Consider the following 24,010-nt stretch of genomic DNA (forward strand, 5'->3'; position numbering starts at 1 on the left):
AACATTGATCGGTTAATTCACAAATACTTTTCCTGCTAATCCTGACTTCTTTTTAACACAGCGTTAATCCGCAGCAGCAATTCCGACATACAAAAAGGTTTATCCAAAAAGTCATCGGCACCAAGTTTAAAAGCCTTGATATGCATCTCGGTACTGACCACTGCCGACATAAAAATTACGGGTATTTGCGAGAACTGCCGAACCTTTTGACAAATTTCAAAACCATCAACTCCGGGGAGTTTGATATCCAGCAACAGTAAATCCGGCTGAAATTGCTTTATTTCACTAACGGCCAGCTCACCGCACTCACAAAGTGAAGTCACAAACCCCTTCATCGTCAACAGGTTTATCAGCGGCCCGGAAATTTCCCGGTTATCTTCCACAAGCATTATTTTTTGCATTTAGTTATCACGCTTAATTTTCAATTTACCTTAGTAATCCCTTTATTAATGACCTCAAATATGGAGTGAATATGGATATAGGGAATTTTCTTTCATTTTATCTGCTCTTGCGCAAAGAAAAATTTAACGTTTAGCAACAGGAATGTCTTGGTTGGCAAATAAAAGTCGGGGCCGTTAATCCGCTGATGACCCCGTATAGACGCAGTTATCCAGCTTGCATCATCAGTGGTGAGCTGTTTTAGAAGCGGTAATTTACCCCGATATTCGCGGTAGTGCCCAGACCTTTGATATTGTATCCGCTATAGGTATAGGCTTGAGATTTGACCGGGTGGTAGTCCTGGTTAAAGATAGCTACCTATGGGTCCCTTATCACCGACATATTCGCCGTCAACCAGGTCGAACCTTTTACGGTCGCCGACATACAGGTAAGTAAGAGATACATTGGCATCACCAAGAGGTTGCCAGTTAATATTGATGGTGCCTTTTGGCGCACTGATCTGCTTAGCCCCGAGATACTCATCGTTTTTGGTATATTTACCTTCAACCCAGGCATAGGTTGCGGTGATATTCAGCTCAGAACTGACAACATTATGTGCCAGGGCCTCATAACCATAAATTTCCTGTGGCGCCCTCACCGGCATATAAACCCCGGTACTGGGATCGTAGCTGTTGCTAGTGCCTAATTCTGAGGTACTGCGGCAGACGGAAATTACAACTTATTTCCATTAAGGTGTTGAAAAGTAGCAAGCGCAAAGTTATCTGTCATGCCACACAAGTGGTCAGTAACTAAATGCCCCTTTAAAGCCACTCCCAAGACTCTCCCTCTAACCCAAATAAGCCGATATTAGTATGACTCCTGCTTAAAGACTTTTCATATAAATGAATATAATTAGAAGGAAGTTTAGAAGCCAACCTAATTGCCAAATCTAAATTACTGTTCCCATCTCCATTTCTTTTTCCTTGAAGAGGCATTTTAAAATTCTTCTCATTTAGCTCTAATAATGGCCGGTAGTGTTCTAGAATGCCATTAATCACACGAAAGCCCGTAAGTTCAGAATTAACTACTTGCTCAGACAGATGTAAATGAGTGTGCTTGCACTTAGGGACAGCGCCTGGTTTATCTGTTGATTCTCTTTTACTCTTTTTTAGGTACACCTTCGCAGGCAATTTATTCACTCCTTAGTGATAGTACAAAATGCCTGAGAAATCAGACTGGGTTTGCATTTAATATTTGTGTAAATTACCGGCACTGTATATCCTACTGTGCAGCGAAGTTAACCATATGAAATAATAAGAAAGCTGGAAATATGGATTGTTGTCGTGGCGGTGCTTGCTCCAGCGGATAAAAACAAGCTTTGATGATGCAGGTTTGAAACCGTTTATTTTAAGCTGGGCTCACCGGAAGAATTTACCTTCAAAGCCCAGTTTTGGGATGTCTACTTCCGCTACATAAAATAGCCAACTAAATAGCTAATAAGTCTGATAAAATATATGGCAAAATTTTTAAAAACACTATCAGATGCCCCTATAAGTGAAGCATATTATGACGAATAAAGTAGAAATAAAATATTGTTCCCAGTGCCGTTGGTTAATGCGCTCCTCATGGATGGCACAGGAGATACTCACTACCTTTGATCAAGAAATTAATGAGTTATCGCTCCAACCCGGTACCGGCGGTATTTTTGAAGTAATAGCCAATGGTCAAGTGATTTGGTCACGCAAAGAAGCCGGACGTTTCCCTGAAATTACGGAATTGAAACAACTTGTTCGAGACGTAATCGCACCGGATAAAAGTTTGGGCCATGCCGATCGTAAAAAAACATAATTGTTGCCTGTCCATGCCTTGCGTTTTAATACGCAAAAGACCCAATAAAATCAGAAAACTATAACAAAAATAGCGGGAGTTCGTTTGAAGGTTTTTGAAGCAGACAAGTCGTATTTACCGGCTTTAAATGAGTTCTATATAACACAAGGTTACCACAGTGACTGGGGCGACAGAGAAAGAGCTTTTATTGCTACTTTTGACAATAAAATTGTTGGTGCTGTGAAAGTGGAAACTAATAAGGGGGTTTCAATTTTACGTGGCATGTATCTCGACAAAAAATATCAAGGTAATGGCTTAGGCACGGCATTTATCAAGCATATCGAGCCTATTCTCAATGAAACGGTCGCATACTGTATGCCGTTTTCACACTTAGCAGATTTCTACGGTAAAATCGGATTCAAAATTGTTAGCCCCGAAAGTTATCCGCCATTTCTAACCGACAGATATAAAGGTTATGAAAATCAAGGATATCGGATTATCGCAATGTGCCGTGAAAGCACCATTTTACCAAAGCTTTAAATAGCTCCTAAAAGCTGTCATGCTTTTGCTGCGCTGACAGCTCCAGCTCCCCCCCAAATGGTGCATATCCCCGCCCTGCTTTATCGCTGCCAACAAACTTCACAGTTTTGACAATTTACTGATATCCTTTTCTATTCAGGTAACTTATATGATGCACGGAGTTAATGATGACGCATACCGAGGTAACAACAGCACAAGAAGCCTTGCTCAAGATTACAAAGATTATTGAAACCGAGTGTGCTGCCGATGCAAGCTTTTTATTATCTGAAGGTTTTGTTTTACTCGGGGTCGGCAACAGCATTTTTGAGGACAGCGAAAATAGATTTGTTTATTCACTTGGCTTTCCTAAACCTCTTGCTGAGTTAAGTGAATCTGTACAAAACAACTTTTAAGCTCATATAACAAGAGAACAAATCACGCCTATGGCAGGTGATAATCTCCCCTTGCTAAAGCGTCTTTGCCAATACCAGGCTGACGATGTTCCTTTCATATAGCCCCCTCATACTTGATTGAAATTGCTTAATAACTTTCTAATCATAGCAAGTTTTGATACCTTGGCGCAGTGCTCTCTTAAACACCTATAAATGACATCGTTCCACTCCTTAATAAAGCAGTGTTTGGATCGCCGGAGCGGTAATTCTATGAATAAAAAGAATAAGAAAACATGATGAAAATTAATACCTACTTAACTGCCTTGTGCCTGTGGGTTATGTCCGTTGCGGTTGTTGCAGCGCCAGGAGGAGAACTAGCAGCTTGGACAAAGGATGCCGAAAAGAACCATTTTAATGGTGTCGTTTTAGTCGCTCTTGGCGGCGAGATTAAGCTAAAGCGCGGTTACGGTATTGCTGACAAAGAGAATAAACGTGCTTTCTCTGCCGATACCGTATTTGACATTTTATCGGTCACTAAACAATTTACCGCAGCAGCCATTTTAAAATTGGAAGAAAAGGGGCTGCTGAGTGTAAATGATCCCATAGAACGGTTTTTCAGCCAGGTACCAAATGACAAGCGCATGATAACCCTTCACCAGCTGTTAACACATACTTCCGGCTTGCAAAGCGATTTTAAAGAAGATTATGAAGTCGTCAGCCGCAACGACTTAATTAATGGCGCGTTGCATTCAACATTAACTTCAACACCGGGCAGCAATTATGAATACTCAAATTTGGGCTACAGCCTGCTGGGGATCATTATTGAAAAAATCTCCGGGGTAAGTTACGAGAAATTCTTGAATGAACATCTATTTGCGCCCGCAGGCATGTCGGATACCGGCTATAAAATTCCTCAATGGCCATCGCAAAATTTAATCGTCGGTTATGACGGCAATAGCCGCTGGGGAACCCCGCTAGAGCATGAATGGGCTGAGGATGGTCCATGGTGGAACCTTAAAGCGAATGGCGGACTGCTGTCCACGCTGACGGATTTGCATAAATGGCATGTAGCGCTCAGCGGCAAGACAATGTTAACAGATGCCTCCAAATTAAAGCTGTTTTCACCCCATGTTGCCGAAAATGAAGCCGCAACTTCACATTATGGCTATGGCTGGGCCGTCTTTAAAACCAAACGTAATACCAATTTGATTGCTCACAATGGTGGAAATCCATACTTCTTCAGCGATTTCCGCCGCTATACAGATGAAAACATCCTGATATTATTTGCGACTAATGACAGGAGCAAAAAGAACTTTAAACTATACGGGCGGTTAATTAAGGCAGCTATTGCTGATCTCAATCGTACACAGGAAGAAGGCTAAAAGTTCAACAGCATATTTATCAGGGATAGATCTCATCCGTCAGCGCAGACGCTTCCCTGCCCTGACGGTTTAATATCACTATACCGGTCGGCCAATGCTTGCTCTATCTTATTTGGGATAATTTCTAATAACTTAGCCGGCTTTAAGCCGTTTCATTTCCCCCTTAATCTTTCGCTAAAACTTATCATTAAATTTAATAACAAAGATCAGCCTTGAAGCTTACTTGTGCCGTACTGAATTAACTTATCGGTAATTTTCTCTTTATCTTGGTGAGATCATTTCCCCTCTGCCGACACTAGTATCAATGAAGTGGCCACGGCTTGGCTGTTACTGCTTCATCATCAGCAGCCCTGTTACAGGCAAGCTGATAATACCAGCCCTGATCTTAACGGTCGGGAAATACTAATTAGATTCATTCCACTAATTTACATTTGGGGACATCTTATGAAAAAACTAATCGGCGCAGGCCTTTTGCTTGCCTCATCCTTCGTCGCTTCTCACGCATCCGCTGCAACTATGGAGTGTTATGTTGATACGCAGGCCTATGATACTTTTACACCTAACCAATGTTTTGCGCTTTTATGGGGGCAATCTAAAACAACGGCGGTGTTTAGAATTGCAGGCTCAACCGGCAAACCTATCAGTCAGGTTATTTGGAGTGGTGCGGCTTCAAGCTGCGGCGTTTCCGGTTCATCCTGCTCTTTCAGTATTCGTGCTTATAGAACCTACACAGCAAAAGCGACCATTCTTTACCAGGACGGAACCTGGAATACGGCGTCCGCCAAGGCATCTTTTGAAAGTGGATTTTAATCGTTTAACAGCAAGGATGTGAGTCTATAAAATACCAACCAAGCACAGCAAACCAGCGAATATGCAACTAATAACATGAATTATCGCTGGTCTATCAGAGCCGCCAGCAACCACGAGTGATAAAGGCATGGCTGACTATATCGGCTTTATTTCTTGCTCTCGTTGAACCCAAGCGCGAATATCGGCACGAACCTGAGGTAGCGGGCGTACCCCGGGCTTTAGAATAACATCATGAAATGCAGCGATATCAAATGTATCGCCAATAATCTCCCGCGCCCGTATACGTTCAGACAGGATGACATCAGCACCGAGTATATAACTGAGTGACTGGCCGGGCATGGCAATATAGCGGTCAACTTCAATTTCAATCTCGGTGCGGGACATCACGGTATTTTCCAGCATAAAATCAATCGCCTGCTTACGCGACCAACCGCGCAGATGAATGCCGGGTTCAACAATAAGACGGCTCGCGGCCCAAAGATGTTTTGCGATCATACCCTGGCGATCATAAATCGAGGAGTAGAGGTTCATTTCATCCGCCAGATATTCTGAATAAAGTGCCCAGCCTTCGAGAATGCCGGAATTATACCCGGTGGAAGCTTGCTCTCTGGGATACGTTGACCAAAGATGATGGCCTGGCAATCCTTCATGAAAAGCAATCACCTCTGCCATCAATCGCCGTTCATTGGGGCGTGACGGATTAATAATATAACGGGCCGGGGCCTTGCCCTGAGCTTTGCCGTAATAACCGGCGGGAGCAGAGCCTTGCAGGTATTTTGGCATTTCACTGACAACAATTTCTTTTGTTATTTGTTTTGAAAATGACATCAGGGTTTTATCATGAGCCCGGGCCAGCGCTTTTTCTGAAATGACAATCAGGTCTTTTGCGCCGGTTTGATTTACTTGTGTTTCAGCACGCAAATCTTTAAGTATGTGCGCTACCGTATCCCCTGGTTTTCCTGTTGCCAGCAATTGTTCCTGTGATTCCTTAAGAAAACGTCTGCCGATGGCTTCAATTTCATCCGAAGATAGGCTCAAGGTCGTCCACCAGGTGACGGCATCAGCAAAACATGCAGCCCCGCCTTTAAGTTTCGAAAGCCCGGGGGCTATACTGGCGGCAGGAAGATATTCTTTATCAAGAAATTTTTCTAACGCAGAAACTGCCGGCACAATTTCATCTTTGATCAAGGCATTCCATAACGCCGCATTTTTATGTTCAACCTGGTTAAAGCGGTATTTAGAATTTGCCAGGGTGAGGTCGGATAAAAGATCGCGAACTTGTTGCTGAACACGAATAACGACCGCACGCGGCGCAGTTTCCTTTGAGCTGATGCCTGCACCTAATGTCTCTATCGCCACCTTAAAGGCAGCCGGGGCTTGAGACCAGGTTTTTATGGCTTCACCGGCAGTGTCTGGCCCGTTTGCTATAATGCCCTGCCACTGCCTGGGCCATTTTACTTGCCAACCGATAACCTGGTTAAGGTAACGTAAATCCGTTTTACAGTTGTTAAGCGCCTGTGCGGCATAGCCACTGTCAGCCACCAGAGGTTTACCCTGCACGCCTGCACATAACATCAGCAGTGCCGCCATGAAACTGTTCACAAATACTTTCACTCGCTTATCTCCTTTTCCGTAACGGATACCCGCAACTGTGGCAAATTAACTTAGATGTACTGCTAATTAGAGCAAGGGCTCCCGGCAAGATATCAGACGGCTTATATCCCCCATAACTATGTCAGATAGCTATAGTTAAGTCTTTGGTAACAGCTTTGGCCGGGTCATTGTGCCCTGCTCTGTAAATATTCCCGCCACGGTGTCCAATAGAACTTTTCCCAGCCCTGGGTTACGCCATCATAATCATGCTCAGGCACATCCAGGTGAACCAAATCAATTTTCCCGAATGCTTCGTCATCAATAAAATTCAGAATTAAAGTAGAATCCGGATCCGCCGGTTTAAACGCTGTCGAGCGCCAGGATTGTACAATGAGATTTGGACTACTTACTGCCAGTATCGTACCGCTGAGCACACCATCAAAAGCGCGAAATTCGGCTCCGGCCTCTTTTCCTATAATGACAGGCGAGCCGGTAATGGCTTGGTGCTGAACAGGGTCAAGATACATTTCAAATAATACCTGGGCCGGGACCGGCAAGGTTATGGACTGCGATATTACACTGCGCATGCTTATCTGCTCCCTGTATCGCTGATAACGTATTGGCGTGAATTCCGGCTAGCTGGTTCGTTATATAAAAATTAGCACTAAGATTCACGAATTTTTAATACTTTTAAAAGGTTAACAATAATAATCACAGCAATCAATTAAACGCCCCGGGAAAACCGAGAATTGAGATATGTAATTGATGTCTGCTTAACTTGTCTCTATAGTGCTTGGCAGCTTTAGGAGATTAAAATGAAAAAAACACTTTTAACAAGCGCTTTATTATCCCTGGCAGCCAGCAGCGCCAGCCACGCCGAAGCCCCTTTGGTGTCTATTGATAGCCATGATGCGTTTTTCAATAATATCAGCAAACATTGCGGCAAGGCTTTTGAAGGTAAGGTAACGGTAGATAATGCCCCGGCCAGCAGCTTTTCTAAAAATAAATTAGTGATGCATGTCAGAAAATGCTCTGAGCGTGAGTTGCAAATCCCTTTCCATGTCGGTGACGATGCCTCGCGCACCTGGATATTAACCAAAACCGGCTCCGGCATTTCGCTAAAACATGATCACCGCCAAAAAGACGGCAGCGATGACGAGTCAACCATGTATGGTGGTCATACTCAGGATGCCGGTTGGCCCCAGGTACAGTCCTTCCCTGCCGACCAATACTCGAAAGAGCTGTTTGTTAAACAAGGTATTCCGCAATCTATCGGCAATACCTGGCAAATGTATATCTATCCGGAAAAGTTCACCTACCGCTTAGTACGCCAGGGGCGTGAATTCAGGGTAGACTTTGATCTGGCCCAGCCAATTAAAGCGCCTGCCGCCCCTTGGGGTTATCAGGATTAACGATGCTTTTCTAATTGCTTAATAAGCCAGTTAACCACACTGGCTTTAGCCCTGCTTACTGTTTCCCCTTTAGCATCCTTCGCTAATATGCCTTTTTTAGATGCAGGCACATGCTCAAGCGGATCGCCCCCGGTTTGAAAAACATAGTGATCGTAAAAACTACGCCAGGCTAAACGCTCGGACGCAGGTAAATCTTTTATCGTCAACAAGGCATGCATCATACTGTCAACCGGCGCTAATTTGTTTTGCTCCAGTTCAATCGAGCCGCCCCACCAATAGTTGACCAAGGTATTTATTCCTCCTGACGCTTCGACCTGATGCCACCAAAGGGGCGGAATATAAAGTCCATCTCCCGGCTCCAACTCGGCAACACAGGCATGGGACAGCGCCTGTTCAAACCTGGGATGCTTTTCTAAATCCGGGTTATTAACATCAACCAGACTAATCGCCGGTCCCGTTGGCGTATAGTCTATCGGGCCTACATAGAGATTCTTTATCTGCTCCGGCGGAAACAGGGTAAAACGACGCCTGCCGCTGATCACACAGGCAATGTTGTGGGACTCATCATAATGCGCCGGCACCAATGCCTTATTACCCAGCCAAATTCTCGGGGATACCTTAGATAAAAACGCCGGGCTTGGGTTTTGCGTTAAAAATTCAGGCAGGCATTGCTTCACCGGAGCACTCTGCACCGCCAGGGTCGGACTTGCTCCCTGGTCATGCAAATAACCGATTAACTGCTTGGCAACGGCACTGATAGTGCCATTTCGACACTGAAAATTAAACCCCTCAAAGTCGTGGTTATAAAATATGCGTCCCTGATGCTCCGGCGCCATCAAGATCACCGGCACCTGACTGTTATTGCAAAAAGCGCGGAGATAACGGGCAAAAGCCTCATCCCCCTGCTTACCTTTTTCCACCGCAGGCCAGCTATCTACCAGGTTACGGATCACAACCGGGGCATAATGGTTTGAAGTATATGAGGCAAAATCGCTGATATTATTTTTATTATATTCTTCAATCCAGCTGGTCATATTCTTTATCTGATTCGTTCATGGGATTTACATCTTATCGCAAGTTTGTTTTACTATCACGAATAAATGACAGCGCTGTCTCTTGTTTTTATAACTAAGGGGTAAACGCACATCAGATGCAAAGTAAAATGACCAAGGGAAGAGAGAAAAGCATGACAAGCAGCACTGCTCAGGCAAACACAGGGCCAATCAGCACGGGAGCATACAACCTGGTTCCGCTGAACAACAACAGCCATAAAAATTTGAAAGTCCGCCGGGATTTCAGCTTTCCCCATAGTAAAACACAGCAGCTGGTGCCCGTGACCCCGAATGAAATCATCAAGGCAGCAAGTTGTTATCCGGTATGTTTTATCAAAGACCAGCAAACCAAGCATTTTAAACTTGCCGCCATTCTGGGCACAGATGCCAGTGAAAACCTGTTTTATAGCCCTGCTGGCTGGAATGCCCCCTATATTCCCTTGCATATTCAAAAATCTCCCTTTGCCATAGCCACCCGGGAGGACGGCAGTTGCCTGATCGCCATCGATACCCAAAGCCAGTACTGCAGCGAACTGGAGGGTGAACCCTTATTTGATGGCCGGGGTGAAGAAACACCGGCATTAACCGGCATCAGGGAGTTATGCGAGCATTTAACACAGCAGGAACAACTAGCAATTAACTTTATCAATGATATAAATGAGTTGGGGCTGTTAACCCAACACAAACTGAGATACAGCCTGGCATCAGGCGAAAAGAAAGAACTTACCGGGCTTTACTCGGTGGATGAAGAATTACTTAAGTCCTTGCCGGGTGAGCAGCTGCTGAGCCTTTATAAAAAAGGCTACCTGAAGCTCATCCATGCCCATTTAATGTCGTTAGGGCAATTTTCCCGGTTGTTCCAATTAAAAAAATCCTGAAAAAGTACCCTTCCTGTAAACGTCATTCCTGTTCGTCCATGAACCCATGACATACCTTACTTCCTGTAAACATCATTCCTGTTCGTCCATGAACCCATGACATACCTTACTTCCTGTAAACGTCATTCCTGTTCGTCCATGAACCCATGACATACCTTACTTCCTGTAAACGTCATTCCTGTTCGTCCATGAACCCATGACATACCTTACTTCCTGTAAGTAAAGCCGTTAGTTTGATGCCAACGGCTCTTCTCTTTCTCTTCCAGATGGAATCCCCTTTTATTTAATAAACCTGTGGATGGCTTCGTTGGCGTTGTCCTGGAAGGTTTCATTATCCAAGTCGGCAAAAAGCATTGCCTGGTCGCCGATAGGGCCGGTAAGACCCGATTGACTTGCATAAAAACCGCCGCTTTTATAGGACTTATTGAACAGGCCGTCTACGTAGCGTTCGGCGCCGACTTCTAATTTGTGCACTTTACCTAACCATAACATCACTTTCATCATACCCTTCATCACGTACTGTTTAACCGGAGAAAGAGTGTTAAAGCCTTCCGTGCCGGTTGTTGCTCCCGGACTCATGGTAATAAAACGAATATCCGGGTGCTGGCGGGCAATAGAAGACATCCACAGGGCCGCCATGTATTTAATCGGCCCGTATGGGACTGTCGCATCACTGGTTTTACCAAAGAATACCCCGCTGCAAATCGAGGCAAATTCATCAACCGATGAGGTTTTCAGATCCGGGCGTTTCATGCCCATTTCCTTAACGCCCCTTGCCGCTTCCGAGCCTGCATATAAAGCGGTTTTGGTGAGTTTTTTCGCCTTTAATAACTCCTCGGTTAGAGCAACATGCCCCAGAAGGTTAGCGGCAAAGATTTGGGTGACGCCGTCTTTGGTTTTATCATGGAATTTTTTACCACCGGTGCCGCCGGCGTTCATCACCAGGCCTTCAACCGGCTCAGGTAAAGTGGCAACAGCTTCTCTAACTGAGTCCAGGTCTGAAACATCAATAAGTAGAATTTCGAAAATGGATTTGCCCGTCTCCCTTTCCAGCTCACGTCTGGCAAGTTTGGCTTTCTCTAAGTTTCGACAGCCCAGGTAGATTTTTTCTACGCCGTCCTGTTGCGCCAACTGTTTTGCGCTCTCTTTACCTAAGCCCGCGTTTGCACCTGTGATCAAAATACTTTTTAACATGTTTTCACCTTTTCCCATCTTTCTTCAAAAGAATATTCTCGTTAAACGCGGACACTTCACTTCATACCCGCTCTGTTTATGCGTCGGCCCGAACATCGGATTCAGGACCTCGCCTGTTTGCGATGAGGTAAATGTAATGGATATGAAAAATCGGTTTTTGATATTTCTTGCTATCTTGACTTTTCCCCGGGAAAAACAAAACACCGCAAGAAATATCAAAAAAAGCAAACAAGCTTTCTATAAGCTTTTAACCATCTGCTTCAGGCAAATACATAAACAACCAGGTAAACATATAAGAAGGTAAATATGACTCGTTTAAACTCTCGATTAGGAAAGACCGAAAGAAAAGTATTCCAGCTATTAATCGCCGTACTGGCCGTCATTTGTTTTGTGCCCGGCGGGGCAAGTACCTTTGGCGGTATCAACACCAGTGCCGCTTTAGCAGGCGGCGAGATGATCTTTAACGGCGAAAGCATGCTCAGGGGCTTTGTCGATAATCAATACCGATTCGGCTTCGGCGTATTCTTCACCCAGGGATTGGTATTGCTGTTTTTCTTAAGAAACATTGAACAATATGCCACCCTGTTCCGCTTTTCAGCCCTTGCCCTGTTTATCGGCGGTGTGGGCCGGGCCACCAATATCCTGGAATATGGTGTTGTTGACCCCCAGGTGGTTGGGCCAACCGTAATAGAATTGCTTGTCATTCCCGTTTTAGTCGTCTGGCATATGCGTATCCTTAACTTAAAAAAAGCGTAAACCAGGCGCTGTTATCCGCCGACGCATAACAAACCATCAGCAAGAAATATCAAAACTGCCTCTTGCTTGTCCCCTAAATTAATTATTAAAGCGAACGGCTTAAAGCGCGTTTTCAGCCGTTCGTTAATCCATTATCATTTTGGAGAACAACATGATTTTACCCGTTTTTTTACACATAGAAGCAACGCCAAACCCGAACGAAACGGAAGCTTTTCAAGCCTATTCAAGCCAGGTACCTGCTATCGCCCAGACACATGGCGCCGTGCCTATTGCCACTTACGATGTTGAAAGCGCCTTTGACAGCGAAGACAGACCGGCGGTATTTATTGTCGTCTCTTTTCCAGGCAGAGATGCTATTATGAACTTTTTTAAAGACCCGGCTTATGAAGCAATAGTACCACTGCGAGACCTTGGCTTTAGCCATATCCGCTTTTATATGACCAGTGAGCGCATATACCCCTAGCTTTTATTTGAACATATCCCCCAAGACCCCGTGATGAAAAGGGGCTCCTGGAGAGACAGCAAAAGTAAATAAGGAGATATCAATATGCAACGCTTCTTTAAAAGCATTGATTTTATTGAACAACATTTATACGACAAGATTTCGGTGCATGAAGTAGCGGCAGCGTCCCATTATTCCACCTACCACTTCAGCCGCATATTCAAGGCGCTGGTAGGTGATACCCCGAAAGAATACTTGCGTAAACGCAGATTAACGGTGGCAGCCAAAAGGCTGCTCAGTGAAGACATAGGCCTGCTGGAACTTGCGCTGGATTGTCAGTTTGATTCACAAGAAGCCTTTACCCGCGCTTTTAAGGGGCTGTTCAATATCACCCCGGCCCAGTACCGCAAACAAAACGATCCCTTTAGGTTGCTCTACAAAGATCAATTCAGTCCGCATATGCTGCACTTTTTACAAAACGAACTTTCCATGGAGCCGGAGATCATTACCCGCCCGGCGATGAAACTCGTTGGCATCGCACAACAATATGACAGTAGCGATTTAAGCCTGCCCCGCCTGTGGTCTGCCTTCCGTCCTTACCGGGATAAAATTAAAAACCGCATCGGTGATGAGTCATTCGGCATTTATGAAGCCTATGAAGAGGACGGTGACGATGTCAGTTTCAGTTATATGTGCAGCGCGCCGGTGGAAAACTTTGACGATATCCCCGAAGGCATGACCGCCAGAGAATTACCCGAGCAAATGTACGCCAAATTTATTCATAGAGGCCCGATAAGCAACCTGGATCAAACCCTGAAATATATCTGGGGCAGTTGGTTACCAAAGTCCAACTACGACTATGTTGAAAGGCCGGATTTTGAACTCTACCCGCCCGGATATAATGTCATGGATCCCAAAAGTGAAATGGCTTTACATATTCCCATCAAAGAGAAGTAACTCAGGGCAAAAGCTCATAAACCAGTCTGGTTTTTAACAGACAGCAAAACTGACCGCCTCATGCTTTGGCGGTTAGTTTTAAGGGTTCAATCAATAACCCGGCAAAAGCAATCAGCAGTCTCATCGTCACTTTATCTAAGTTCACTTTTAAACTTTCAATAAGCCAACACTCTAGATAAGATATTATTTTTACTAAGTTATACGAATACTTGCCCCTGGTTCGGGTTAAAAATTAAAAATGATTTTATAAGAGATATACATGGACAATAACAACGATAAAAGCGGCGCGGCCGTCAAATTTCCTCCGCCGCTAATTTTCCTGCTGTTTATGCTGCTCGGCGCAGGCATACACCATTATTGGCCGGTAACTATTACCGATATCACCTGGCTCAAATACTTAGGTTTAACCCTGGTGCTGGCGGGCGTTATTGTCGTGCTCCATATCAGCCGCTCGTTCAAACGGGTCGAGACCAATATTGAACCCTGGAAACCTACCTCAGCCATTATCAGCAGCGGATATTTCGCCTATTCACGCAACCCCATTTACACCACTTTTTGCCTGGCCCCTATAGGGTTCGGTTTATTCCTGAATAGTTTTTGGATTTTACTCAGTGTTGTTCCTTCCGCCTGCCTGGTATACCAGTTGGCCATCAAGAAAGAAGAAGCTTATCTTGAGCATAAATTTGGCGATGAATATTTAGCCTATAAAAACAAAGTCCGGCGCTGGTTGTAGCCAGCCCGGTGCCATTTTGCCTATTCTGTTTTAAACAGGGCGGCATTTTCCCCTTCAAAAAATTCATCGGTATCGGTAGCAAACAACTTGGCCGCCAGATACTGATGAAAGTCGACCACACTCCTTTCCATCTCCACCAGCTTACCGCCTTTGCCGATTTTTGAATGCATACCCTTTTGCACCCGCTCGCAGATCCATTTATCTTCCTTAAAAAAGGCCCGGGTAAAGGCTTTACTCTGCTGATCCTCTTTAAACATGGATTTAGGAAAAATGGCGCCCGAGCGGATCACGCTGCTCTCGGGACCATCCGGCAACACATGTATCCAGGACATGGAATCGTAATCAAGCACAAGCGCTAAAGACGGCGGCAAAATGATGAGCTGGTAATGATCATAAGCCCGGGGATATTTCCCCCTGAGCCACTTGGCCAGTTTACCGGCATTATCAACCAACTGGCCACCGGTAATGGTCCAGGAAGCCGAGCCGGCAACATAATAAGCCAGTTTAGTCGGTGCAGTGGTTTCCAGGCTTTCTTGATGTACCTTAAAAACATGATAACCTTCGAGGGCATTTTCCATCGCCACTTTCCAGTTGGCCTGCCAGTGCTCGTCCTCCCCGCCGCTGTAGCTGTCAAAGCGCTCCGGCTGGTAAATACCGGTATAGGCTGCTATGCCCTTAAAACGCTCGGCTAACGGCGGCGCCTGCATATCCAGGTTGATAAATAATAAGCCGTACCAGGACTCAAGCCTGAACTGTGGCAGGCAATGTTTTTGCTTGTCTATGCTCACCTTGCCCGGCATGGGGGCGCCTTTAAAATTCCCCTTATCATCATAACTCCAGGCATGGTAGGGACAGGAAATATTACCTGCCAGTTCACCAAAGCCGGTATCAAGTAAAGGGGTGCCCCGGTGGCGGCAATTGTTTGACATCGCCCGCAACTTTTTATCCTGCCCGCGGATAACCACTATGGCTTCACCCGCCAGTTCAAGGGCATAATAACGGCCCGGGGCGGCTATGGCCTGCTCGGCACAGACAAAAACCCAATCCTTGCGAAAAATTTTGTCACACTCCAGTTCAAATACACCTTTATCATGATAAACCCCGAACGGCAGCGCCTGCGCCTCAAGCATAGAGGCCCGTGCTTCCTGCCGATAGCAACTTAATAACTCTTTCATACATCACCTTAGCATTGTTATGCTTAAATCCCCCCACCGGCTATGCTTTACCCGACAATGGAAGGTTAGTCTTTACCGACTCCAATACCAATAAGATCTTCCTGATTGACAAATAAAAAGTAACCCTTTTACTGTGAGACACAAACGTATCATACTCGATGTTTTTATATGATACAATCATGTATCATATCCATTAATGACTTAGCCAATCAAAAAATCAGCATGAAACTATCAGATCCCAGGGCGAACCGCTCGCGCCAGGCCTTATTATCAGCAGGAATAGAAGTATTCCTGGTCAACCCACACGCCAGCTTAACCGAAGTGGCTGCCTTTGCCGGCGTCGGCCGGGCAACCCTGTACCGGCATTTTGAGACCCGGGAGCAATTGATCCAGGAGCTGGCGCGGGAATCTCTGGCACTGACAGATAAGGCAATGCAGCCGTTAAAGATACAAAAACTAGAGGGACGGGAAGCCATTGAGGCCATGCTGCATGCGGTAATGCCACTTGCCAACCGCTTCCACTTTTTACTGTCCCTGTGGTCGATTGCCGAAGATGACCCCGAAGTGACCGATATCTATAACCGCCAGCTCGATGAAATGGCCGAGCTGGTGGAGCAGGGAAAAAAAGCGGGTGATATCAATACCGCCCTGACCACTACCTGGATAGTCACTATGATAGATTGCTTAATTTACGCCGGCTGGTACCTGGTGCGAGATAATAAATGTGATGCCAAAGAAGCGGCAGAGTCTGCGGTACAAACCCTATTTTCCGGGATCAGGGCTTAATCCGGCACCTGACAAGACATAAAATATTCAAGCCGGGTGAACTCACCCGGCCCGGATTGAAAAATTAAAGTGAATAACTCAACTGTAACTGGATACTGCGGGGCTCCCCCGGGAAATGGCCGTTGCGCTCGTTAAAGCCACTGGTGGCATATTCTTTATCAAACAGGTTTTTCAGGTTAATTTGCATTTCAACACCGTTAAACTCGCTGCGCCAGCTGACGTCCCAGACGGTATAGGGTTTAACCTTTTGCCCACTTAAACTCAGGCGCTCGCTGACGTAATCAAAACCAAAGACCACAAATGATGAGATACCCGGCATACCCCAACGGGTCCAGGCCCCCAGGGTGTGATCCGGGGCATTGGCAAACTCATCCCCGACCGAGCTGGCAATATCACCGGGAGTACCACCGGTGATTTCGCCCTGTTATAGGCACAATTCACGGTACCAGTCCAGTTTTCACTGATATCCCCGACGATATCTATCTCTACCCCTTCACTGGTGACCTCACCAATTTACACCAGGGCGGGAGTGCCGTTATTAATCCCGGTATCCACCGGATTTCCTGGGGCAACATTTTCTTTAGCGATATGATATTGAAGTTAAAATTGCTTGAGTAAGGCGCCTACTTGAACACGTTCAACTGCCGGATAACCAAAAAATAACTCAGCTTGCCCCGTCTCCAGGCAGGGGATCAGCCTAAACAAGCAAAGCAGACAAATAAAACCGCCGCCAGGCTTTTGCAATTATCCTGGCGACGATCACTAATAAATGCCCTTAAGCATCGACAAAAAGCACTTCGCCATTAAGGAAGCCATCAACGGCCCGCTCAAATGCCTTACCGACCAGGGTACCCGGAACCGGCTGGAATCCGGGCATCATCTCGCCATAAACTTCCCAGGCTTCTTCCAGTACCGTCGGGTTTATTGCATTCACTCGAATGCCCCTGGGCATTTCAAGCGCAACACATTTAACAAAGGTATCGATCGCCCCGCTGGTGGTGGCATCTGCTATCGCAAACGGGATAGGTTTAACGTTCAGGATCCCTGAGATCAGGGTAAAAGAACCGTTATCGGCAATATATTCCTGGCCTATACGTACCAGGTTGATTTGTCCCATCATTTTGCTCATTACCGTGGTCATCCACTGCTGCTCAGTCATCTCGACAAAATTGGCATATTCGCAAAAACCTACGGTATTGACCACGGCATCAAAATGACCTACTTGCTCGAATAACTGCCTGACAGACTGCTCATTGGTAATATCAACTTTATAGTCGCAGCCTTCACCCGAGCGGCTTGCGGTGATCACCTTATGCTTACCTAAACCGGTAAGGGCCGCCTGGCCCATTTTACCCTGAGCACCAATAACAATAACTGTTTTCATTACATAACCTCTAATCATTAAAAATTTCAAATATTGCGGTAACACCGGCAAACTCGTTGCCGGCAATATGGCTAGGATATAGCCACCAAGTTACCAACAGAAACAGACAAACTTTGTAAGAGATACAAGTTCACTCATAAAATTAGCACTCCTGTTTTACCGGCTTACATAACCTGATCGAGGTTCTCTTATGGCGGTAAACGGTTTTACATTTTTCTTTTGCACTTTCATTTACGCTTTCTTTTGCACTTTCCTTTGTAAAAAGCACTTGAGTGCTGTTTAGCTCCGGATGAAGGGGCTGTTTAACCCCTTCGGCCAAACTACAACCTGTTACCAATAACGCCGCAACTAACACACTGTATTTTCTCATTTTCTACCTCTGTCAATATTGCCCGGTTATCACCGTTAAAAGACTAACACCGGCAATTCATGCTTTAATGGCTAGCGATCTTATATCCGCCAAGATACAATTAGAAACAGGTAGTATTTGTTAGAGATACAAGTTTGAGCAAGATAAACAGATTAGAAATCAAGCAACTGAGAATATTCCAGGCGTTATTGCGTGAGCGTAATGTTTCCCGTGTGGCAAGCCAGGTTGGCCTTACCCAACAGGCGGTCAGCGACCAGCTAAGAAAACTGAGGGATATTTTTGATGACAGATTGTTTCTGCGAAAAAGTAACGGCTTGATCCCGACCCCGGTTGCCGAGGCATTAGGCGTAAAAATAGCCGGTATACTGACAGGTTTTGAAAGCCTGCTTGATGCAGATACTTTTGACCCGTCAACCGTTGATGCCACTTATGTGATTGCCGCAACCGATTACGCCCAACAAGTGGTACTGCCTGCTTTGCTTGCAAAAATCAGGCAGCTGGCGCCAAAGTTAAAAGTGATCATCCGCGATTTCGATATCGATAACTTGCACGAACTGATGATAAACAGCCGGGTCAACCTGGCGATAGCTTTTCCCGACTATATCCCCGCCTCTTATCCTTTTCTGACCTTATTTACCGAGCATCATGTCTGTGTCGCGGCAAAACAGTCTCATTTGAGCGCTCAGCCGTTAAGCTTGCAGGATATCGCCGCTGAGCCGCAAATTATTGCCTCCCCCTCCAGGCCCAATTTCAAAGGCTCAATCGACAGCCTTTTTGAACAAGCCGGATTAACACGAAATGTGGTCATTTCAGCGCCCTGCTTTTCCGTTGTGCCCGGCTATATCGCGACCACAGGGGCTATTGCTTTTTTACCTTCAAGAGCAATATTCGATAGCCAACTGGTAAAGCTTAACTTAGATGAAAAGCTGATAGACTTTGATGTCATAGCCGCCTGGCATCCGAGATCCAGCCAGGATCCCCTGCACTGCTGGGTCACTGATTTACTCAAACAAGAATATTTGCTCAAATAACTCCCTCGACCAAGCTTTCAAGCGTTAAATCGACATCGCTATATTACTTCGCTCTGCTATAGTACTAATAAAATTACACGGCTTGCACGAACTTGACTAGCCAGCAACCAGGAATGAAAAATCCCGGTTTAATGGCGGCAGTACAAAACGTTTTAACTCATGCCGACAGGATTTATTGCTCCCGGGAGCTGATATAACCATATAATCTTTTCAATTAATGAGAGAAGTATATGACCCAGATTGGCGAAGGTGTTGCAGTCGGTGCAACTCAACAAAGTCAGGACGAGGACTGCTGGTACTGTAAGGAACCCCCTAAAAAAGAGCAGAAAAAAAACAGTATTACTGCCGATCCCGATACCAGCCAAGCAGAAGTGGAAGACCAAGTCGAAGAAAATGATATCACCAATGATGCAAGCGCGCTTGGAGAAAACCTGGGTGCTCGGCCGGTTTGGCATATCCTCTGTCCCGATAAAGAAATACCTACCGCCATCATCCCCGGCGCGCACCATTGTATTCCGGGCAATGCCGCCTTCAAACATGCCATGAAGGACGGGCTGGTCGATTTTGTATCCGAGGGCGGGGATTTTAATTTAACCAGCGATATAGGCTACAGCATCAATCACGCGAATAATGGCGTATGGTTGCCCGGAAATTATGGGGTACGGCCTAAAAAAGGGCACTATACAAAAAAGTGGAGTTCGTATCCGACGGCATTTAAAAACGAATATGCAAAGCGGGCGATTAAAGCCACCGGCAGGCAATTCCATGACGCCCATCCGAACTACAACAAACAAGTCAAAAAGACCCTTTACAAGATCATGGAAAAAATGGGCGAGCCGGACAAAAATTGTCCTATCTGCGGTAAAGAGTTTGACAGCACACGCCCGCCTTTTGGTCTCGTTCGCAGATTAGACTTCGTATCGGCTTCTTACAAACGAGTCCTTGAGAATCTCAGCATAAAAACGGGCCGAAAAGTACAACACATTAATGGTGGCACCCGAACATCTAATCGGGTAATCACCTATTTTAAAAAATAACTGGATAAACCTATGTATTACATCATGGACTGTCCGCTGTTGGTGAGTGAAGAAGACGGCGGTGAATTAGTAGAATTGCATAAGCATTTTAAACTTGCAGGGATCCGTAGATGGTGGAGTGGCGCACTCATTAGTACGGAGAAAAAAAACAAGATCCCTAACCCTGTGGAGTTTAACTTTGACCCGCTACGCGGTTATTCCGGCTCGCCTCCAGAAATGGATGACTTAGGGATCCCCTTGATGTCGAAAAGACTGTTTGATGCATTAACAAAAGCAGGAGTTGATAATATAGAATATTTCCCTGCCGTTTTAAAAAATACTAAAACCAAGCAAATTTACCCCTATTTTGTATATAACATAGTAGGTAAAATTTCTGCTACCGATTTAACAAACTCCGAGTATACAACGTTTGGCAATGAATCAACTTATGCCAGTACTTCCTTTAACAAACTTGTCCTGGATGAAACTAAAATTCATCAGTTACTACTTTTTCGCCTCGCCGAAGATGTCAGCGCCATTGTCGTACATGAAAAAATAAAGACACAAATTGAAGACTCCGGTATCAATACAATGGAGTTTATTAAGCCGGAAGATTATACACAAATATGACAAACGGTTGCTGGCAACGCATCCAGGCTTGCAAAAAGGCCAACCTAAAATTCATACCAGAACCGGATGTTGTCAATCAATAACGGATACCTTCCATAATTACCCGGTTATCCGCTACTTAGTTTACAGTGCTTTGCAATAATAATTGATAAATTCCTGGTGGCCGGGCATGTCTGCCACCCTTGCATCTACCTGACCCTTAATACCTTTTAAAAATTTAGCCAGTTCGGCATCACTCATCTGATCGACTATCTGATGGTAATTTTCCGGCATGATCCCCTGCCCCATCATCACCTGGGTCCAGGAGTCAAGACGGAACAATTCGCTCTGGGTAATGCACACCCGGGCGGTCTTTTTAAACAGCTCCATCCTGTGGGCAAGGGTTTGCGGCACTTCCATGTTTTGACAATAGCGCCAAAACGGGCTGTCATCACGTTCGGTGGCTTTGTAGTGCAAAATAATAAAGTCGCGGATGCGCTCCATTTCTTCCCTGGTTTGATTGTTATATTCGTCGATATTGGCCTGGCTGATCTCATTATGGGGAAATAACTTCATCAGGCGTAAAATCGATGCCATGATCAAGTGGATCGCGGTAGACTCCACCGGCTCGACAAAGCCGCTGGCCAAGCCGATGGCGATACAATTTTTATTCCAGCCCTTAACGCGGCGGCCGGTGTTATAGCGGAAAACTTTCGGCTCGGTAATGGCCGGGCTTTCCAGGTTATCCATAAGCGTGGCAATCGCTTCTTCATCCGAGGTATAGCGGCTGCAAAACACCAGGCCATTGCCAACCCTGTGTTGCAGCGGGATCCGCCACTGCCAGCCCCAGTTATGGGCAATGGCCTGGGTATAAGGCCTGGGCTCGCCTGCTTTTTCTGTTTGCACCGCCACGGCACTGTCGCAGGGGATCAAATGGCTGTAACTTTCAAAACCGGTATTTAACGCCCCTTCGATTAACCGGGCGGCAAAACCGGTGCAATCAATAAATAAGTCCCCTTCAACCCGGGTGCCGTTATCCAGGGTCAGGGCTTGAATATAGCCGGTTTCGGCCTGAATGCTGACATCTTCAATTTTGCCTTCGAGGCGCTTCACCCCTTTGCCAAGCGCTAATTGTTTTAAATAGTCGGCATATAAACCGGCATCGAGATGGTAGGCATAATCGAGGTTGCCGTCTCTTGAGCCTAAAAACTTACCGGCTTTGGCCGCGGCATGTTCCGGGCAGTAGGCGCCGAACTCGTCCTTGATGCCTTTTTTCAGTCCTGCCAGGTAGAAATGCTGAAACTCTCCCGCCCAGCAGATGCGCCCGGTATCGCCGAAAGAGTGAATATAACTGTCATTTTGTCTGCCCCAGTTTTTAAACTCGATACCAAGCTTAAAGGTCCCCCGGACCGTTTTCATAAAGTGCTGTTCATTAATACCAAGCAATTCATTAAAAGTGCGCAGCGGCGGTATGGTGGCTTCACCGACACCGATGCGGCCAATTTCTTCCGATTCAATCAGGGTAATATCCAGGCTTTTTCCCAGTAACTTTGACAAAGAAGCCGCCGTCATCCAGCCGGCACTGCCGCCACCTGCAATGACAACACGTTGAATTTTTTTATTCTTGTTATCTTCTTGACTCGTTGTTTGCATATTCATTTCCTGAATTGTTCAAGTGACTACCGACCCTTGCCCCGAGGGGCTTATTATTAAATAACACAGCTGGCTGCTCAGGTAAACGCTTAAATGGAAGCGTTTTCACCAGCCGCTTTATCCAGGCAGTTAACACCGGGCTTTTTCGATAAGACTACCAGTTTTGCCTGTGCCGGCGGCTTGATCACCGCACTATAAAAATAACTGTCGGTGATTTTTTCAATGTGAAAATGCTCGGCAAAAACATTATGTAAGATCTCGTCGTCAAAACGATAAGGCATGGGAATTTTTTGCCCGGCAAAAACATCATAATCGCTAAAGCGCCTTTCTTTTAAACTCATGGTTTTAAGCAGTACTTTGCCATCCGCTTTGAGCAGTTTAAGCACATTGGCAATGTATTTTTTGGTGCTGATACAGCAGACGGAATGAAAACAGCCGCGGTCAAGAATTAAATCAAACTGCTCCGGCGCCAGGCGGCTATCAAGGACATCATCTAATACAAATTCAACTTGCGTTTGCCAGGGTAAGGTTTCCGTTTTGTTTTTTGCCTGAGCCAGGGCAGTTTCAGAAATATCCGAGCCGACCACCTGATAGCCCATTTTCGCCAAAGCGATTGCCTGGCTGCCGCTGCAGGTGCCCAAATCCAGGATTTTAGCACTGTGAATACCATGTACTTTTAAAAAATCGCTGATGTCGGGGTCAAGCTCCTCGCTGAACCAGGGCCAACGGTTAGTGCTTGTGCCCTGGTACATTTGTTGATTTTTACTTTCCCACTTATCTTCGTTCCATTTAATGAAGTCTTGTAAGCTCGTCATATCCAACCTGCTGTTATCGTTTTTATTGCCAAAGATGTTATCGGGTGGCCAAGTTATAAAGCGGCGTTTTTTAAATCCACCAATTTTCTGACATTAGCCAGAGAAGACACCACGGCAAAGGCCAGGGATAAAAACCCGGCCTTATTCAGCTGCTCCAGGGCATTGCCGTCAAGTGCCGCCAGTTTTTCTTCGTGGATAGTATAATTGCCGCTAAGCTTGATGTGCCGGCCGTTATTTAAGGTGATGTCGAGGTTCACGGCTTCGATAAGATCATAACGGCTAAAGGCATCAAACATGGCTTTACTGAGATTGGCGCCGTCATTGATGGTGGCCAGAGCCTGGGCTACCTGCTGCAGGTAAGGGCTTTGCTCGCCATTTTCCAGGAACAGGGCTTCCCCTGCCAGCTTATCATCTTCTGCATTACCTTGTGAGGTATGGCTAACCCTGGGACTGGCAATATCAATATAAATCACCGGGCTATTAACCACTTGTCCCTTGATTTCTTGAGGTTCAAAACCGATCAGAAAAGGCCCTTTAGCGATCACCGCGGGAATATAATTCGCCTGCCATTTTCCCCGTTTAAGAAACAGGTTTTCATCTTTTTCCAGGCCAAGTAACACCACGGATTGAAAGTCACCGGTTTGCGGGTGCTTACTGAATAAAATGGGATATTCCCTTTGGATATTAATGAACTCACTCGGATAAGTCAGGGTACTGGTAACCTTATCCCCCAATTTGACCGAATTTTTGCTGTTAACCCTTAAGTCTTTATGTTCAAGGTGGTTTAACCGTACTGCATTCGCCATAATCTCCCCCGGATATTGTGCCTGCTGTGAGTTTTCATTA

The 24,010-nt window shown here is 45.6% G+C and carries 27 protein-coding genes and 1 pseudogene; 15 read left to right on the forward strand and 13 right to left on the reverse strand.

All coding sequences use genetic code 11. The annotated features are described in order from the left end of the window. Window positions 1-35: 35 nt before the first annotated feature. The 3 genes and pseudogenes from SG35_RS19730 to SG35_RS19740 form a co-directional block, all read right to left on the reverse strand. Window positions 36-401 carry a response regulator transcription factor gene (locus tag SG35_RS19730; RefSeq protein WP_053042919.1) on the reverse strand — a complete coding sequence of 122 codons (366 nt, stop codon included), beginning with the start codon at window positions 399-401 and terminating at the stop codon, window positions 36-38. 238 nt (window positions 402-639) lie between these two features. After that, window positions 640-1,111: pseudogene (locus SG35_RS19735) on the reverse strand (TonB-dependent receptor); the annotation flags it as partial. Window positions 1,112-1,199: 88 nt separating this feature from the next. Further along, window positions 1,200-1,568: a hypothetical protein gene (locus SG35_RS19740; protein WP_044832023.1), complete on the reverse strand. Its 369-nt coding sequence runs from the start codon at window positions 1,566-1,568 to the stop codon at window positions 1,200-1,202. A gap of 376 nt (window positions 1,569-1,944) precedes the next feature. Between SG35_RS19740 and SG35_RS19745 the strand changes: the two genes are divergently transcribed. From SG35_RS19745 to SG35_RS19765, 5 genes are all read left to right on the forward strand, one after another. Further along, the gene (locus SG35_RS19745) at window positions 1,945-2,226 is read left to right on the forward strand and encodes an Rdx family protein (protein WP_044832024.1); all 282 of its coding nucleotides are present in this window, start codon (window positions 1,945-1,947) and stop codon (window positions 2,224-2,226) included. Window positions 2,227-2,310: 84 nt separating this feature from the next. Continuing rightward, window positions 2,311-2,745 carry a GNAT family N-acetyltransferase gene (locus SG35_RS19750; RefSeq protein ID WP_044832025.1) on the forward strand — a complete coding sequence of 145 codons (435 nt, stop codon included), beginning with the start codon at window positions 2,311-2,313 and terminating at the stop codon, window positions 2,743-2,745. A gap of 164 nt (window positions 2,746-2,909) precedes the next feature. Further along, window positions 2,910-3,137 (forward strand): hypothetical protein, encoded by a 228-nt coding sequence (locus tag SG35_RS19755; RefSeq protein ID WP_236702553.1) that lies wholly within the window; start codon window positions 2,910-2,912, stop codon window positions 3,135-3,137. Window positions 3,138-3,409: 272 nt separating this feature from the next. After that, window positions 3,410-4,498, forward strand: a complete 1,089-nt coding sequence (locus SG35_RS19760) for a serine hydrolase domain-containing protein (protein WP_053042920.1) — start codon at window positions 3,410-3,412, stop codon at window positions 4,496-4,498. 444 nt (window positions 4,499-4,942) lie between these two features. Then, window positions 4,943-5,308 (forward strand): hypothetical protein, encoded by a 366-nt coding sequence (locus tag SG35_RS19765; protein ID WP_044832027.1) that lies wholly within the window; start codon window positions 4,943-4,945, stop codon window positions 5,306-5,308. A gap of 135 nt (window positions 5,309-5,443) precedes the next feature. On the opposite strand, the gene SG35_RS19770 is transcribed toward SG35_RS19765, so the two are convergent. Both SG35_RS19770 and SG35_RS19775 read right to left on the reverse strand, forming a co-directional pair. Next, window positions 5,444-6,922 (reverse strand): DUF885 domain-containing protein, encoded by a 1,479-nt coding sequence (locus SG35_RS19770; RefSeq protein WP_044832028.1) that lies wholly within the window; start codon window positions 6,920-6,922, stop codon window positions 5,444-5,446. 164 nt (window positions 6,923-7,086) lie between these two features. After that, window positions 7,087-7,488 (reverse strand): SRPBCC domain-containing protein, encoded by a 402-nt coding sequence (locus tag SG35_RS19775; protein WP_044832029.1) that lies wholly within the window; start codon window positions 7,486-7,488, stop codon window positions 7,087-7,089. 228 nt (window positions 7,489-7,716) lie between these two features. Between SG35_RS19775 and SG35_RS19780 the strand changes: the two genes are divergently transcribed. After that, on the forward strand, window positions 7,717-8,313 hold the full coding sequence (locus tag SG35_RS19780) for a hypothetical protein (RefSeq protein ID WP_044832030.1): 597 nt from the start codon (window positions 7,717-7,719) through the stop codon (window positions 8,311-8,313). Here the strand turns inward: SG35_RS19780 and SG35_RS19785 are convergent. Next, window positions 8,310-9,347 carry a cupin-like domain-containing protein gene (locus tag SG35_RS19785; protein WP_053042922.1) on the reverse strand — a complete coding sequence of 346 codons (1,038 nt, stop codon included), beginning with the start codon at window positions 9,345-9,347 and terminating at the stop codon, window positions 8,310-8,312. The genes SG35_RS19780 and SG35_RS19785 overlap by 4 nt on opposite strands. Before the next feature lie 152 nt (window positions 9,348-9,499). On the opposite strand from SG35_RS19785, the gene SG35_RS19790 reads away from it, so the two are divergent. Then, window positions 9,500-10,243: a SapC family protein gene (locus SG35_RS19790; RefSeq protein ID WP_053042923.1), complete on the forward strand. Its 744-nt coding sequence runs from the start codon at window positions 9,500-9,502 to the stop codon at window positions 10,241-10,243. A gap of 279 nt (window positions 10,244-10,522) precedes the next feature. On the opposite strand, the gene SG35_RS19795 is transcribed toward SG35_RS19790, so the two are convergent. After that, on the reverse strand, window positions 10,523-11,437 hold the full coding sequence (locus tag SG35_RS19795; protein ID WP_044835149.1) for an SDR family NAD(P)-dependent oxidoreductase: 915 nt from the start codon (window positions 11,435-11,437) through the stop codon (window positions 10,523-10,525). Between the two features lie 306 nt (window positions 11,438-11,743). Between SG35_RS19795 and SG35_RS19800 the strand changes: the two genes are divergently transcribed. The 4 genes from SG35_RS19800 to SG35_RS19815 all read left to right on the forward strand — a co-directional run bounded on the left by SG35_RS19800 (window position 11,744) and on the right by SG35_RS19815 (window position 14,325). Continuing rightward, window positions 11,744-12,193 carry a DUF4345 domain-containing protein gene (locus SG35_RS19800; RefSeq protein ID WP_044835148.1) on the forward strand — a complete coding sequence of 150 codons (450 nt, stop codon included), beginning with the start codon at window positions 11,744-11,746 and terminating at the stop codon, window positions 12,191-12,193. Between the two features lie 151 nt (window positions 12,194-12,344). Further along, entirely contained in the window at window positions 12,345-12,656 is a 312-nt protein-coding gene (locus SG35_RS19805; protein ID WP_044835147.1) for a DUF1330 domain-containing protein, read from the forward strand. 84 nt (window positions 12,657-12,740) lie between these two features. Beyond that, the gene (locus SG35_RS19810) at window positions 12,741-13,592 is read left to right on the forward strand and encodes an AraC family transcriptional regulator (RefSeq protein WP_044835146.1); all 852 of its coding nucleotides are present in this window, start codon (window positions 12,741-12,743) and stop codon (window positions 13,590-13,592) included. 259 nt (window positions 13,593-13,851) lie between these two features. Beyond that, entirely contained in the window at window positions 13,852-14,325 is a 474-nt protein-coding gene (locus SG35_RS19815; protein ID WP_044835145.1) for a methyltransferase family protein, read from the forward strand. A gap of 20 nt (window positions 14,326-14,345) precedes the next feature. Here SG35_RS19815 and SG35_RS19820 read toward each other — a convergent pair whose 3' ends face one another. Further along, window positions 14,346-15,500 carry an aromatic ring-hydroxylating oxygenase subunit alpha gene (locus SG35_RS19820; RefSeq protein ID WP_053043332.1) on the reverse strand — a complete coding sequence of 385 codons (1,155 nt, stop codon included), beginning with the start codon at window positions 15,498-15,500 and terminating at the stop codon, window positions 14,346-14,348. A 222-nt stretch (window positions 15,501-15,722) separates the two neighbouring features. Between SG35_RS19820 and SG35_RS19825 the strand changes: the two genes are divergently transcribed. Then, window positions 15,723-16,286 carry a TetR/AcrR family transcriptional regulator gene (locus SG35_RS19825; RefSeq protein WP_160298354.1) on the forward strand — a complete coding sequence of 188 codons (564 nt, stop codon included), beginning with the start codon at window positions 15,723-15,725 and terminating at the stop codon, window positions 16,284-16,286. Window positions 16,287-16,350: 64 nt separating this feature from the next. Here SG35_RS19825 and SG35_RS19830 read toward each other — a convergent pair whose 3' ends face one another. Both SG35_RS19830 and SG35_RS19835 read right to left on the reverse strand, forming a co-directional pair. Further along, window positions 16,351-16,605, reverse strand: coding sequence for a TonB-dependent receptor (locus tag SG35_RS19830; protein WP_044835143.1), 255 nt, complete (start codon window positions 16,603-16,605; stop codon window positions 16,351-16,353). Window positions 16,606-17,061: 456 nt separating this feature from the next. Beyond that, window positions 17,062-17,670: a short chain dehydrogenase gene (locus SG35_RS19835; protein ID WP_044835160.1), complete on the reverse strand. Its 609-nt coding sequence runs from the start codon at window positions 17,668-17,670 to the stop codon at window positions 17,062-17,064. 504 nt (window positions 17,671-18,174) lie between these two features. Here SG35_RS19835 and SG35_RS19840 point away from each other — a divergent pair. From SG35_RS19840 to SG35_RS19850, 3 genes are all read left to right on the forward strand, one after another. Beyond that, on the forward strand, window positions 18,175-19,071 hold the full coding sequence (locus SG35_RS19840; protein WP_044835141.1) for a LysR family transcriptional regulator: 897 nt from the start codon (window positions 18,175-18,177) through the stop codon (window positions 19,069-19,071). Between the two features lie 230 nt (window positions 19,072-19,301). Beyond that, window positions 19,302-20,108 carry an AHH domain-containing protein gene (locus SG35_RS19845; RefSeq protein WP_044835140.1) on the forward strand — a complete coding sequence of 269 codons (807 nt, stop codon included), beginning with the start codon at window positions 19,302-19,304 and terminating at the stop codon, window positions 20,106-20,108. A gap of 12 nt (window positions 20,109-20,120) precedes the next feature. Further along, entirely contained in the window at window positions 20,121-20,717 is a 597-nt protein-coding gene (locus tag SG35_RS19850) for an imm11 family protein (protein WP_044835139.1), read from the forward strand. Window positions 20,718-20,840: 123 nt separating this feature from the next. Here the strand turns inward: SG35_RS19850 and SG35_RS19855 are convergent, their stop codons facing one another. The 3 genes from SG35_RS19855 to SG35_RS19865 form a co-directional block, all read right to left on the reverse strand. Continuing rightward, the gene (locus SG35_RS19855) at window positions 20,841-22,349 is read right to left on the reverse strand and encodes a tryptophan halogenase family protein (RefSeq protein ID WP_152646774.1); all 1,509 of its coding nucleotides are present in this window, start codon (window positions 22,347-22,349) and stop codon (window positions 20,841-20,843) included. 89 nt (window positions 22,350-22,438) lie between these two features. Beyond that, entirely contained in the window at window positions 22,439-23,164 is a 726-nt protein-coding gene (locus tag SG35_RS19860; RefSeq protein WP_053043331.1) for a class I SAM-dependent methyltransferase, read from the reverse strand. A gap of 53 nt (window positions 23,165-23,217) precedes the next feature. Next, the gene (locus tag SG35_RS19865; protein WP_044835158.1) at window positions 23,218-23,970 is read right to left on the reverse strand and encodes a SapC family protein; all 753 of its coding nucleotides are present in this window, start codon (window positions 23,968-23,970) and stop codon (window positions 23,218-23,220) included. Window positions 23,971-24,010 lie beyond the last annotated feature (40 nt).

Source organism: Thalassomonas actiniarum (assembly GCF_000948975.2).
Taxonomy (GTDB): Bacteria; Pseudomonadota; Gammaproteobacteria; order Enterobacterales; family Alteromonadaceae; genus Thalassomonas; species Thalassomonas actiniarum.

Excerpts from the sequence above, each read along its gene's own strand:
- SG35_RS19730 (WP_053042919.1), bottom strand. The coding sequence starts at position 401 with ATGCAAAAAATAATGCTTGTGGAAGATAACCGGGAAATTTCCGGGCCG.
- SG35_RS19745 (WP_044832024.1), top strand. The coding sequence starts at position 1,945 with ATGACGAATAAAGTAGAAATAAAATATTGTTCCCAGTGCCGTTGGTTA.
- SG35_RS19755 (WP_236702553.1), top strand. The coding sequence starts at position 2,910 with ATGATGACGCATACCGAGGTAACAACAGCACAAGAAGCCTTGCTCAAG.
- SG35_RS19760 (WP_053042920.1), top strand. The coding sequence starts at position 3,410 with ATGATGAAAATTAATACCTACTTAACTGCCTTGTGCCTGTGGGTTATG.
- SG35_RS19765 (WP_044832027.1), top strand. The coding sequence starts at position 4,943 with ATGAAAAAACTAATCGGCGCAGGCCTTTTGCTTGCCTCATCCTTCGTC.
- SG35_RS19775 (WP_044832029.1), bottom strand. The coding sequence starts at position 7,488 with ATGCGCAGTGTAATATCGCAGTCCATAACCTTGCCGGTCCCGGCCCAG.
- SG35_RS19780 (WP_044832030.1), top strand. The coding sequence starts at position 7,717 with ATGAAAAAAACACTTTTAACAAGCGCTTTATTATCCCTGGCAGCCAGC.
- SG35_RS19785 (WP_053042922.1), bottom strand. The coding sequence starts at position 9,347 with ATGACCAGCTGGATTGAAGAATATAATAAAAATAATATCAGCGATTTT.
- SG35_RS19790 (WP_053042923.1), top strand. The coding sequence starts at position 9,500 with ATGACAAGCAGCACTGCTCAGGCAAACACAGGGCCAATCAGCACGGGA.
- SG35_RS19795 (WP_044835149.1), bottom strand. The coding sequence starts at position 11,437 with ATGTTAAAAAGTATTTTGATCACAGGTGCAAACGCGGGCTTAGGTAAA.
- SG35_RS19800 (WP_044835148.1), top strand. The coding sequence starts at position 11,744 with ATGACTCGTTTAAACTCTCGATTAGGAAAGACCGAAAGAAAAGTATTC.
- SG35_RS19805 (WP_044835147.1), top strand. The coding sequence starts at position 12,345 with ATGATTTTACCCGTTTTTTTACACATAGAAGCAACGCCAAACCCGAAC.
- SG35_RS19810 (WP_044835146.1), top strand. The coding sequence starts at position 12,741 with ATGCAACGCTTCTTTAAAAGCATTGATTTTATTGAACAACATTTATAC.
- SG35_RS19815 (WP_044835145.1), top strand. The coding sequence starts at position 13,852 with ATGGACAATAACAACGATAAAAGCGGCGCGGCCGTCAAATTTCCTCCG.
- SG35_RS19820 (WP_053043332.1), bottom strand. The coding sequence starts at position 15,500 with ATGAAAGAGTTATTAAGTTGCTATCGGCAGGAAGCACGGGCCTCTATG.
- SG35_RS19825 (WP_160298354.1), top strand. The coding sequence starts at position 15,723 with ATGAAACTATCAGATCCCAGGGCGAACCGCTCGCGCCAGGCCTTATTA.
- SG35_RS19830 (WP_044835143.1), bottom strand. The coding sequence starts at position 16,605 with ATGCCGGGTATCTCATCATTTGTGGTCTTTGGTTTTGATTACGTCAGC.
- SG35_RS19835 (WP_044835160.1), bottom strand. The coding sequence starts at position 17,670 with ATGAAAACAGTTATTGTTATTGGTGCTCAGGGTAAAATGGGCCAGGCG.
- SG35_RS19845 (WP_044835140.1), top strand. The coding sequence starts at position 19,302 with ATGACCCAGATTGGCGAAGGTGTTGCAGTCGGTGCAACTCAACAAAGT.
- SG35_RS19850 (WP_044835139.1), top strand. The coding sequence starts at position 20,121 with ATGTATTACATCATGGACTGTCCGCTGTTGGTGAGTGAAGAAGACGGC.
- SG35_RS19855 (WP_152646774.1), bottom strand. The coding sequence starts at position 22,349 with ATGCAAACAACGAGTCAAGAAGATAACAAGAATAAAAAAATTCAACGT.
- SG35_RS19860 (WP_053043331.1), bottom strand. The coding sequence starts at position 23,164 with ATGACGAGCTTACAAGACTTCATTAAATGGAACGAAGATAAGTGGGAA.
- SG35_RS19865 (WP_044835158.1), bottom strand. The coding sequence starts at position 23,970 with ATGGCGAATGCAGTACGGTTAAACCACCTTGAACATAAAGACTTAAGG.